The sequence below is a fragment of the Pseudomonas gozinkensis genome (assembly GCF_014863585.1).
In the GTDB taxonomy this organism is placed as follows: domain Bacteria; phylum Pseudomonadota; class Gammaproteobacteria; order Pseudomonadales; family Pseudomonadaceae; genus Aquipseudomonas; species Aquipseudomonas gozinkensis.
The window spans coordinates 6,504,060-6,515,729 of record NZ_CP062253.1 but is presented as its reverse complement, the minus strand read 5'-3'; the positions used below and the strand labels follow the sequence as shown (position 1 = coordinate 6,515,729).

Below are 11,670 nucleotides of genomic sequence, written 5' to 3'. Positions count from 1 at the left end.
TAGGGCCGAAGGGCAGGGCAGGTGGTTGCGTAGTCAGCTTCTAAAGGTCATTTAATTGGCATAATCTGCGCTCTTTGACCATGCAAGCCATCAGGATCTGCCAACCATGAAACTGGATGCCTTTGACCGCAAGATTCTCGCCGCGCTGCAACGGGACGGGCGCCTGAGCAATGTGCAGTTGGCCGACGAAATCGGTCTGTCGGCATCGCCCTGTCTGCGCCGGGTGCGGATGCTCGAAGAAGCCGGGGTGATTCGCGGTTATCAGGCCAATCTGGATCGTGATGAGGTGGGATTGGGGCTGACGGTGTTTGTCGGGGTCAAGGTCGAGCGGCACAACGACGAACAGGCCGAGGCATTTCACCGGGCGGTGACGGCGTTGCCGGAGGTGATTTCAGCGTTTCTGGTGTCCGGGGAGTCGGACTTTCTGCTGCAGGTGGTGGTGCCGGATCTGCGCGCCTATGACCGTTTTCTCACCGGGTGCCTGTTGAAGTTGCCGGGTGTGAGCGATATCCGCAGCAATTTTGCGATTCACACGGTGAAGACGCCCGGCGCGCTGCCGCTGGGGCATCTGCCGTCCTGATACTTCCCGCATTGCGCGGGAAGTATTCGCACAGTGCTTACATCTGCGTCGCCATCCCCTCGACATTCATCGCCGCCTGACGCAACGCTTCGGAGCGGGTTGGATGCGGGTGGCAGGTCAGGGCGATGTCTTCGGCCGAGGCGCTGAATTCCATGGCCACGCAGAACTCGCCGATCATTTCACTGACGCTCGGGCCGACCAAGTGCACGCCGAGGACTTCGTCGGTGCGCTCATCGGCGATGACCTTGGCAAAACCTTCGGTCTCGTGATTGATCTTCGCCCGGCTGTTGGCGGTGAACGGGAATTTGCCCACTTTGTACGTCCGGCCTTCGGCCTTCAGCTGCTCTTCAGTCTTGCCGACGCTGGCCAGCTCCGGACGGGTGTAGATCACGTTGGGAATCAGCTCGTAATTGACCTCACCGGCCTTGCCGACGATCTGCTCGATACACGCCATGGCTTCGTCTTCAGCCTTGTGCGCGAGCATCGGCCCGGACGTCACGTCGCCGATCACCCACACACCGGGCGCTTCGGTGCGATGCTGTTTATTGGCGAGCATGCCGCGTTTGTCGGTGCTCAGGCCGACGTTTTCCAGGCCCAGACCCTGGGTGTACGGACGACGACCGATGGCCACCAGCACGTAATCGGCTTCAAGGATTTCTGCGCTGCCGCCAGCGGCGGGCTCGACGCTGAGCTGTACGCCATTGGCCGAGGAGGTGGCGCTGGTCACTTTCGAGCTCAACTTGAAGCTGATGCCCTGTTTGCTCAGCGAGCGTTGCAGGGTCTTGCCGGCTTCGCCGTCGACACCGGGGCAGATGCGGTCGAGGTATTCCACCACGGTTACCTGCGCGCCGAGGCGCCGCCAGACCGAGCCGAGTTCGAGACCAATGACGCCCGCACCGATCACCACCAGATGTTTGGGCACTTCACTCAATGACAGCGCACCGGTCGAGTCGAGGATGCGCTTGTTGTCGATCTCCACGCCGGGCAGGGGAGTGGGCTCGGAGCCGGTGGCGATGACGATGTCTTTGGCAGTCAGCTCAATCCGGCTACCCTGATCACCGGTCACGCTGACTTTTCCGGGGCCGTCGATGTGGCCCCAGCCCTTGATCCAGTCGACCTTGTTTTTGCGAAACAGGAATTCGATGCCTTTGGTCAGGCCGCTCACGCTTTCGTCTTTCTGCTTCATCATCTGCGCAAGGTTGAGCGTGGGTTTGACCTCGATGCCCAGATTTGCGAACTCCGCGCCCAGCGCCGCTTCGTAGAGCTCTGACGCATGCAAAAGCGCCTTGGACGGCATGCAGCCGACGTTCAGGCAGGTGCCACCCAGCGTGGCGCGGCCCTCGACGCACGCGGCCTTGAGGCCCAGCTGGCCGGCGCGGATCGCTGCGTTATAACCGCCGGGGCCACCGCCCAGAATCACCACGTCATAGTTGCTCATGCTCTTACTCCTGGCTGAAGGATGCGGATCGGTAAAAGTAGTTGGCACTGAAAATTACGAACGTAATATGTGCGTTTCCAGACATTTCGGTCAAGGCTTCAGGCAAGCGACAGGTTGCGCATCTTTGAATGATGCAAATGAGTACAAATATTTCACGACTTTCGTTATATCGTAACGATATGTGCAGTGAGCCAAGGGTTTTGGGGGGATATGCAAGTCGATCTGGATGAAGGCACGCCGGTGACCGGGTTGCCGCGCTTTCAGCAAGCGGCAACGCAGGGCCGGCGTTTACGTCGCCTGGCGATCGGCCTGGGCGCGTTGGCCGGGGCAGGGTGGGTGCTGGCATTTTTCGTCGGCCTGTTTGCGCCGCAATCGCTGTGGCCCGCGCTGCTGGTCAATCAGAGCGCGGCGTTGCTGGTGCTGGTGGCCGGGCTGCAATCGGCGTGGTGGGTGACGCAGTGGCGGGCGCGGGTGATCCATCCCGTCGTGCCGGTGACGGTTGCTGAAGAACCTGCGCCAGAAGGCTGGTACGAGCGGCTACTGGATCGCATGAGTCAGCGCAGTCTGCATCTGCTCGGGCAGATCGGCGCGGCCACATTGTGGCTCGGCGGGTGGTCGGTGCTGGTGCTGTCAAGCATCGAGCAAATGTGGAATCTGACGCTGCCGGCGGCGGGTGTGGGGTTGTCCGCCACGGTCGGCGCGGCCATCGCGTTGCTGGTGGCGTTCGCTCTGCTGGTACTGGAGCGGCAACTGGCGCAGGAAAACCCGGCGCAATGGCCCGAGGCCGGGGCGCTGGCGCAACTGACGCGGGTGGCAATCATCAGTCTGGTGCTGGGCGCGTTGTGTCTGCTGTTCGCCAGTGATACCGCAATCTGGCCGGTGCGTCTGGCGGTGTTGATCGGCATTCTGCCGGGTCTGGTCGCTCTGGAATTGCTGTTGCGTGCGCTGCTGTCGCTGTTCAGCCCGCGCCGCGAACAACTCGAACCGGTGTTGCTGGCGCGCAGTTTCGTCGCCGATCTGCTGCGCTGGCCGCCACAACCTCTGCTCGCGTTGCAGCACGAATTGCACAACCGCTTCGGCATCGATCTGCGTCAGATCTGGGCCTTCAGTTACATGCGCCGCGCGTTCTTGCCGGTGTTGTTGCTGGTGGCGGCGGTGGGCTGGTTGCTTACCGGCCTTCACGAAATTCCGATGCAAAGCCGTGGCATCTACGAGCGCTTCGGCAAACCGGTGCAGGTGTTCGGCCCGGGGTTGCACGCCGGTTTGCCCTGGCCGCTGGGGCGTGTGCTGAACGTTGAAAATGGCGTGGTGCATGAACTGGCAACCAGCGTCGGCGAGAACCCGGCACCCGTGCAGTTGGACCCGGCAGAAGGCCCGGCGCCATTCACCGCGAATCGTTTGTGGGACGCCAGCCACGTCAACGACAAGTCCCAGGTGATCGCCAGCAGCCGGGGCGAGCAGCAGAGCTTTCAGATCGTCAACATGGACGTGCGCTTCGTCTATCGCATCGGCCTCAGCGATCAGGCCGCGTTGGCCGCCACTTATCACAGTGCCGATGTGCCCACGCTGATCCGCAGCACCGCCATCCGGATTCTGGTGCATGACTTTGCCTCGCGTACTCTCGACGGATTGCTCGGTGAGGACAGGACCGGGCTCGCCGAAGAAATCGGCCGCGCCGTGCAAAGCGATCTGCAGAAACTCGACAGCGGCGTGGAAATTCTCGCCACAGTCGTCGAAGCGATACACCCGCCGGCAGGGGCGGCCAATGCCTATCACAGTGTGCAAGCCGCGCAGATCGGTGCTCAGGCGTTGATCTCCCGTGAGCGCGGCGCCGCTGCCGAAGCGAGTAACCAGGCGCAGTTGCAGGCCAGTCTCGCTCGGGATCAGGCCAGTGCCAACGCCCATGAAATCAACGCCACCGCCCGGGCGGCGGATCTGAAATTCAGCGCCGAACAAAAGGCTTACGCCAGCGCCGGCCAGGCCTTCGTGCTGGAGCAATACCTCAGCCAACTCAGCCAGGGTTTGAGCAAAGCCAAACTGTTGGTACTCGACCATCGCCTGGGCGGAAGCAGTAATGCACCGACCATCGACCTGCGTACGTTCACGCTGCCGGCAGATCCGGCGCGCACCACCGCTCAGCCAGGAGCCACCCATTGAGCCAGTCGCACACTCACGATCACCATGACCACAGCGGCCACGATCATGCTCATGGCGGCGGTCATCACCATCACGGGCATCATCACCATCACCACGGTGCGCCGGAAGAGGCGGGACCTTTTCCGTGGAAACGCATGGGCTGGGCAGCGTTGCTGGTGGCGTTCGCCATCGCGGCGGCGAGCCTGGTGCAAGTGCGCTCCGGTGAAGCCACGGTCATCACGCGGTTCGGCAATCCGTCCCGCGTGTTGCTGGAACCGGGCCTGAGCTGGCGCTGGCCGGCGCCGTTCGAAGCAGCCATTCCGGTGGACCTGCGTTTGCGTACGACTTCCAGCGGCTTGCAGGACGTCGGCACTCGCGACGGGTTGCGCATCATCGTTCAGGCATACGTGGCCTGGCAGGTGCAGGGTGATCCCGACAACGTGCAGCGCTTCATGCGCGCTGTGCAGAACCAGCCGGACGAAGCGGCGCGGCAGATTCGGACGTTTGTCGGTTCGGCACTGGAAACCACGGCCAGCAGTTTCGATCTGGCGAATCTGGTGAACACCGATGCCAGCCAGGTTCGCATCGCCGATTTTGAAGCGCAGTTACGCCAGCAAATCGATCAGCAACTGCTCGCGACTTACGGCGTGCGGGTGGTGCAGGTGGGCATCGAACGGCTGACATTGCCATCAGTGACCCTGACAGCAACGGTCGACCGGATGCGCGCCGAGCGTGAAACCATCGCCACCGAACGCACCGCCATCGGCAAGCGTGAAGCGGCGCAAATCCGCTCCGCCGCCGAACGCGATGCGCGCATCGTGCAAGCCGACGCCACGGTGAAAGCCGCCGATATCGAAGCCCAATCGCGGGTGGAAGCGGCGCAGATTTACGGACGCGCTTACGCCGGTTCACCGCAGCTGTACAACTTGCTGCGTTCGCTGGATACCCTCGGCACCATCGTGTCGCCAGCCACCAAACTGATCCTGCGCACTGACGCCGCGCCATTCCGGGTGTTGGTCGACGGTCCGCCGAATCTCGACAGCAAGAGCGGAACGCAGCCATGAATGAAGTTCCACGTGGAACACATTCGCTGAACAGTCCGTGGATTCAAGCGGGACGTTTGGCGTTTTTCGCGCTGTACGCGGTGACGGTGCTGGCGGCATTGGCTTGGGCATTTTCCAATGTCCGGCAGATCGACCCGCAAAATCGCGCCGTGGTTTTGCATTTCGGAGCACTGGATCGCATTCAAAATGCCGGGTTGTTACTGGCGTGGCCGCAGCCGTTCGAGCAGGTAGTTTTGTTGCCGGCGGCGGATCGGGTCATCGAGCGACGGGTGGAAAATCTGCTGCGCAGTGATCAGGCCTTGCAGGCGGATCGCGTTGCAACCTTCGCCACGCCGCTGAGTGACGCGCTGGCCGGCTCTGGTTATCTGCTGACCGGTGATGCCGGTGTGGTGCAACTGGATGTGCGGGTGTTCTACAAGGTCACCGATCCCTATGACTTCGTACTGCAAGGCGAACATGTGCTGCCGGCGCTGGATCGAGTGGTGACGCGCAGCGCGGTGGCGCTTACCGCGGCGCGAGATCTGGACACGATTCTGGTGGCGCGGCCGGAGTTGATCGGTGCTGATAATCAGGCCGCCGAACGTCGCGAGCGGCTGCGGGGCGATCTGGTGCAAGGCATCAACCGACGTCTCGCCCAGTTGAAGGCGAGCGGTCAGGGCATCGGCATAGAAGTGGCGCGGGTCGATGTGCAATCGAGTTTGCCGGAGCCGGCGGTCAGCTCTTTCAACGCTGTCCTCACTGCCAGCCAGCAAGCCGACAAAGCGGTCGCCAATGCCCGCACGGACGCTGAAAAACTTACCCAGTCCGCCAACGAGCAGGCTGACCGCACGCTGCAAGTCGCCCACGCCCAGGCCGGTGAGCGGCTGGCCAAAGCCTCTGCCGACACTGCGACGGTGTTGAGCCTGGCCAAGGCGCAACAGCAGGGCACGGACCCGCAAATGCTGTTGCGTCTGTACCGCGAGCGGATGCCGAAGATTCTCGGACAAGCCGGTTCGGTCACCACGGTCGACCCGAAAGACGATTCACGCCTGATCATTCAGGGAGCCAGCAAATGACTGCCACCACCTCATCTCCGAGCCTGTTGTCCTCGGCCGAACAACGCCGCGCCGCGCGCCAGTTGACCCTGGCGATGCTCGCCCTCGGCTTGCTCGGTCTGGGGCTGATCTGGCGCTGGCTGATGCCCGAGCAAAGCGGGGTCAGTCAGTTGCTGCTCGGATTCGCTTCTTTATTAGTTGCGGTGCCGGTGATGCGTTCGGCGTGGTTCAGCCTGCGTTATCCGAGCCTGCACGGCATCACCGATCAGTTGATCGCCCTGTCGATGATCGGGGCCTGGGCCACGGGCGATCTGCTCACCGCCGCGCTGCTGCCGATCATCATGATCTTCGGCCACGTGCTGGAAGAGCGCAGTGTGATCGGTTCCCAGGAAGCGATTCATGCCCTCGGCCAACTGACCCGCAGTCATGCGCGCAAGGTGCAGGCGGACGGTTCGATCATCGAGGTCGACAACGGCACGCTCAAGGCCGGCGACAAAGTCGAAGTGCGCGCTGGCGATCGGGTGCCGGCGGACGGTCGGGTGTTGTCCGGCCAGGCCAGCCTCGATACGGCATCGATCACCGGTGAGTCGGTGCCGGTGGAAGCGGGCGTCGGCATGGCGGTGTTCGGCGGCGCGATCAACCTCGACGGGTTGCTGCGAATTGAAGTGACCCGTACCGGGGATGAATCCACCCTCGGCAAAGTTATCGCGCTGATGCAGAACGCCGAACGCTCGAAGCCGCCGATCACTCGTTTGCTCGAACGCTATGCCGGCAGTTACATGGTGCTGGTGTTGTTGCTCGCGGCGGTGACCTGGTTCATCACCAACGACGCACAGGCGATGCTCGCGGTGCTGGTGGCGGCATGCCCATGCGCTCTGGTGTTGTCGGCACCGGCCACGGCGATCGCCGGGGTGGCGGTGGCGGCGCGGCACGGGATCCTGATCCGCAGTTCGGCGTTCCTTGAGGAACTGGCCGATCTCACTTCGCTGGTCGTCGACAAGACCGGCACCCTGACTTACGGCACGCTGCGCTTGCAGTCGATCAACAGCCCACGAGCGGATCACGGTTCGGTGATGGCGCTGGCTGCAAGCCTGGGGGCGGCGAGCAGTCATCCGGTCAGCCGCGCGCTGGCCGGACTGGTCAGCGCGGAAGAGGTGCTGGTGCTGACCGATATTCATGAGCGGCAGGGGTTGGGCGTAGTGGCCAAAACCGCGCAAGGCGAGGCCGCGCTCGGGCGCCCGGAGCTGTTTGCGCAGTTGGGCATCCTGACCACGGCGATCCCCGAACACGATGGCCCGATTGCCGGGTTGGCACTGAACGGCGAATTCCTCGCCTGGCTGTTGCTGGCCGACACCGTCAAACCGGAAGCGCGATTTGCGCTAAGTGAACTGCGTGACCTCGGATTGGGACGACAGCTGTTGCTGACTGGCGACCGGCAAAGCGTCGCGCAAACCTTGGCCAAGGATGTCGGCCTGCACGAAGTCGAAGCCCAGGCGTTGCCCGAAGACAAGCTCAATCGAGTGCTCAAGGAAATCGACAACGGCTTCCGGCCGATGGTGGTCGGCGACGGGATCAACGATTCGCTGGCGCTCAAGGCGGGCGTCGTCGGTGTGGCGATGGGAGCGGGCGGCGCGGACATTGCGCTGGCGTCTGCCGACATCGTGCTGATCGGCAGTGACCTGCGTCGGCTCGGCACCTGTGTGCGCCTGAGCCGTCAGTGCCGACGCACCTTGCAGGTGAACGTGATCATCGGTCTGGGCTGGACGCTGGCCATTGTGGTGTTCGCAGCCTTCGGCTGGCTCGGTGCGGCGGGCGCGATGATCGCTGCATTGCTGCACAACCTGAGCACGCTGCTGGTGCTGGGCAATGCCGGGCGCCTGCTGCGGTTTCAGGAACCGTTGCTGAAGCTGAAAGCGTCGGACTGATCATTTTTCGAACTGTGCGCCGCTCTCGCAGTCATTGGATAAGGCGCACTGAAACAAGGATGACAGCGCGGTGACAGCCGCTGTGGCTGATAGTCGGCAACTATCAAATCGATAGCCTGCTAATTTTCAAGGATGGTCTACCCTCAGATCAGACGTCTGAAACCAGGGGGATATTCCATGCTCGCGCAACTTCCACCGGCCTTACAGAATCTGCAGCTTCCGCTTCGCCTGCGACTCTGGGACGGCCATGAATTCAATCTGGGCCCGACGCCCAGCGTCACCATCGTGGTCAAGGACCCGCAGATGGTCACCCAGTTCACCCATCCCAGTCTGGACGCATTGGGTGCGGCTTTCGTCGAGGGCAAACTCGAACTGGAGGGCTCGATCAGCGAGGTCATCCGGGTCTGCGATGAGTTGAGCACAGCGTTGCTTGGGGACGAGGACACTCAGCCGGTACGCACGCTCCACGACAAGGAAACCGATGCCAAGGCCATCTCCTATCATTACGACCTGTCCAACGCGTTCTACCAGCTGTGGCTGGACAGCGACATGGCGTATTCCTGCGCGTATTTCGAAACCGGCAGCGAATCCCTGGAGCAAGCCCAGCAAGCAAAATTCCGGCACCTGTGCCGCAAGCTGCGCCTGCAGCCCGGCGACTATCTGCTGGACGTCGGTTGCGGTTGGGGCGGGCTGGCGCGTTATGCCGCCCGTGAGTTTGGCGCCAAGGTCTTCGGTATCACCCTGAGTAAAGAGCAACTGGCCCTGGCCCGCGAGCGAGTCAAAGCGGAAGGGCTGGAAGATCAGATCGAACTGCAACTGCTCGACTACCGCGATCTGCCCCAGGACGGGCGTTTCGACAAAGTGGTCAGTGTCGGCATGTTCGAACACGTCGGCCACGCCAACCTCGCCGAATACTGCAGAACCTTGTTCGGCGCGGTGAAAGAGGGCGGCCTGGTGATGAACCACGGCATCACCGCCAAGCACACCGACGGCCGTCCGGTAGGGCGCGGCGCCGGGGATTTCATCGAGAAGTACGTGTTCCCCAACGGCGAGCTGCCGCATTTGGCGATGATCTCGGCCGAGATCAGCGAAGCAGGTCTGGAGATCGTCGACGTCGAGAGTCTGCGCCTGCATTACGCGCGCACCCTGGATCACTGGAGCGAACGGCTGGAGGACAACCTTGAGGCCGCCGCGAAACTGGTGCCGGATCAGGCGCTGCGCATCTGGCGTCTGTACCTGGCGGGTTGCGCTTACGCATTCGCGCGCGGCTGGATCAATCTGCACCAGATCCTCGCCGTGAAGGCCCATGCCGACGGCAGCCATGAACTGCCGTGGACGAGGGACGACATCTACAACCCTTGAGCCTAGAGAATCGGTGAAATCAGCCGGGCGATCCGCATGCCGACCTGTTGCAGGCGGTGGATCTCCCGGCTTTCTTCTTTGGCGACCTCGTAGGCTTGGGCGAAGTCATCGTTGAGCATCTGTTCCACGCTGGCGGCGAATTCGCTGTCGACGGTCAGCAGCATCACTTCGAAATTCAACCGGAACGAACGGTTGTCCAGATTGGCGCTGCCGATGGCGCTGATTTCGCTGTCGATCAACACCACTTTCTGATGCAGGAAACCCGGCTCGTAGCGGAATACCCGCACGCCGGCGCGCACCGCTTCGAAGGCGTAAAGGCTGGAGGCGGCGTAGACAATGCGATGGTCAGGACGCGAAGGCAGCAGCAGACGCACGTCGACCCCGCGCAACACCGCGAGGCGTAATGCTGCGAACACGGCTTCGTCTGGAATGAAGTAAGGGCTGGTGATCCACACGCGCTCGGTCGCCGCGTGGATGGCTTCGACGAAGAACAACGAGCAGGTTTCGTAGGCATCCGCCGGGCCGCTGGCGAGCAATTGGCAAAGCACGCCGTCCTCCGGGTACGCGTCCGGCAGGATCAGCGGCGGCAATGACCGCGCGGCCCAGAACCAGTCTTCGGCAAATGACTCCTGCATGCACGCCACCACCGGGCCGCGCACCTGGACGTGAGTGTCGCGCCAGGGTGCCAGCGGCGGTTTTTCACCCATGTATTCGTCGCCGACGTTATGGCCGCCGACAAACCCGATCAGCCCGTCGACCACCACGATCTTGCGGTGGTTGCGAAAATTCACCTGGAAACGATTGAGCCAGCCGCTGCGGGTGGCAAACGCTTTGACCTCGACGCCGCCGTCGCGCAACGCCTGCACATAGCTGTGGGGCAGGGCGTGACTGCCGATGCGGTCGTAGAGCAAATGAATCACCACGCCTTCGGCCGCTTTCTTCAGCAGCAGGTCACGCAGGCGCTGGCCGAGACGATCGTCGTGAATGATGAAAAACTGGATCAGTACCGCTTCCCGTGCCTGATCGATTGCGTGGAAAATCGCCTCAAAGGTGGCGGCACCGTTGATCAGCAATCGCACTTCATTGTTGGCCAGACACGGCATGCGTCCCAGTTTCGGCATCGCCCGCAACGAGTCGTAAGCATTCGAGGCGCGGGCGGTCAGGGCTTCTTCCACCCACGGCCGCCAGTTGAGTTCGGAAATCGCCTGGCGCATCTGTTCGTTGGCCTGGCGGCGGGCCTTGATGTAGCCATCGAAGGTGCTGCGGCCGAACACCAGATACGGGATGAGGGTGAGGTAGGGAATGAAGATCAGCGACAGCGCCCAGGCGATCGATCCTTGGGCGGTGCGTACAGTCAATACGGCATGGATCGCGGCGATCGAGCCGAGGGTGTGTATCAGGGCGATCAGATAACCGAAGATGTGCGGGCCGAAATAATCCATGGGGCAACCTTGCTCCTGAAGATTCAATGCTTAACAGACCATGTTCCATGGCGATTGTCGCTATTTGTTTTCAAGCCGCCGGCGCCCGCCATGAACCGAAACAGGCGGCCGGCGTCTAACGGCCACTACTGATCAGGAGTTTTTCAATGAACGTTCGTCTGCTGGGTTTGGCGCTGGGCCTGGGTTTGGCCTTGCCGGTGGTTGCTCAGGCGCAAATGCTGCAGCCGGGGTTGTGGGAAATGACGTCGAGCAATGTGAAGGTCGATGATCAGGTCATGGATGTGCAATCGATCCTCGGCCAGTTGCAGGGGCAGATGACCCCGCAGCAGCGGGCGGAACTGGAGAAGCAGGGGATCAACATCGGCGGCAAGGGCATCCGCGCCTGCCTGACGCCGCAGCAAGTGGCGACCAACGATATTCCTCTGGCGGACCCGCAGTCGGGCTGCAAACAGCAGATCACCGAGCGTGTCGGCAACCAGTGGAAATTCCGCTTCAGTTGCCCGAAAGCCCAAGGCACCGGTGTTGCGACGTTCCTCAGTGACCGCGAGTTCACCACCGTCGCCAATGGCACTTTCAACGCCATCGGGATCAACCAGAAGGGCAGTCTGGAAACCCGGGCAGTCTGGCTGGGTCAGGATTGCGGCACAGTCAAACCGAGAGCGTAACGTCACTATCGAAACCGCCTCCAC

The 11,670-nt window shown here is 62.3% G+C and carries 9 protein-coding genes; 7 read left to right on the top strand and 2 right to left on the bottom strand.

Translation table 11 applies throughout. The features are described from left to right. The first annotated feature begins 106 nt into the window (after positions 1-106). Positions 107-580, top strand: coding sequence for an Lrp/AsnC family transcriptional regulator (locus tag IHQ43_RS29195; RefSeq protein ID WP_007954205.1), 474 nt, complete (start codon positions 107-109; stop codon positions 578-580). 37 nt (positions 581-617) lie between these two features. Here the strand turns inward: IHQ43_RS29195 and lpdA are convergent, their stop codons facing one another. Then, on the bottom strand, positions 618-2,018 hold the full coding sequence (lpdA, locus tag IHQ43_RS29190) for a dihydrolipoyl dehydrogenase (protein WP_192562915.1): 1,401 nt from the start codon (positions 2,016-2,018) through the stop codon (positions 618-620). A 210-nt stretch (positions 2,019-2,228) separates the two neighbouring features. Here lpdA and hflK (IHQ43_RS29185) point away from each other — a divergent pair, with 210 nt between their 5' ends. The 5 genes from hflK (IHQ43_RS29185) (at position 2,229) to cfaB (ending at position 9,539) form a co-directional block, all read left to right on the top strand. Beyond that, a complete protein-coding gene (gene hflK, locus IHQ43_RS29185) occupies positions 2,229-4,175 on the top strand; it encodes a protease modulator HflK (protein ID WP_192562914.1) in 1,947 nt (648 codons plus the stop codon). Continuing rightward, entirely contained in the window at positions 4,172-5,218 is a 1,047-nt protein-coding gene (gene hflC, locus IHQ43_RS29180; RefSeq protein ID WP_192562913.1) for a protease modulator HflC, read from the top strand. Before hflK (IHQ43_RS29185) ends, hflC begins: the two co-directional genes overlap by 4 nt. Then, positions 5,215-6,273, top strand: coding sequence for a protease modulator HflK (gene hflK / locus IHQ43_RS29175; RefSeq protein ID WP_192562912.1), 1,059 nt, complete (start codon positions 5,215-5,217; stop codon positions 6,271-6,273). Before hflC ends, hflK (IHQ43_RS29175) begins: the two co-directional genes overlap by 4 nt. Beyond that, the gene (locus tag IHQ43_RS29170; RefSeq protein ID WP_192562911.1) at positions 6,270-8,177 is read left to right on the top strand and encodes a heavy metal translocating P-type ATPase; all 1,908 of its coding nucleotides are present in this window, start codon (positions 6,270-6,272) and stop codon (positions 8,175-8,177) included. Before hflK (IHQ43_RS29175) ends, IHQ43_RS29170 begins: the two co-directional genes overlap by 4 nt. Before the next feature lie 177 nt (positions 8,178-8,354). After that, positions 8,355-9,539: a C17 cyclopropane fatty acid synthase CfaB gene (gene cfaB, locus IHQ43_RS29165; RefSeq protein WP_192562910.1), complete on the top strand. Its 1,185-nt coding sequence runs from the start codon at positions 8,355-8,357 to the stop codon at positions 9,537-9,539. A 2-nt stretch (positions 9,540-9,541) separates the two neighbouring features. Here the strand turns inward: cfaB and cls are convergent, their stop codons facing one another. Further along, entirely contained in the window at positions 9,542-10,981 is a 1,440-nt protein-coding gene (gene cls / locus IHQ43_RS29160; protein WP_011336657.1) for a cardiolipin synthase, read from the bottom strand. Positions 10,982-11,127: 146 nt separating this feature from the next. Between cls and IHQ43_RS29155 the strand changes: the two genes are divergently transcribed. Further along, entirely contained in the window at positions 11,128-11,646 is a 519-nt protein-coding gene (locus IHQ43_RS29155; protein WP_179693199.1) for a DUF3617 domain-containing protein, read from the top strand. The last annotated feature ends 24 nt before the right edge of the window (positions 11,647-11,670 follow it).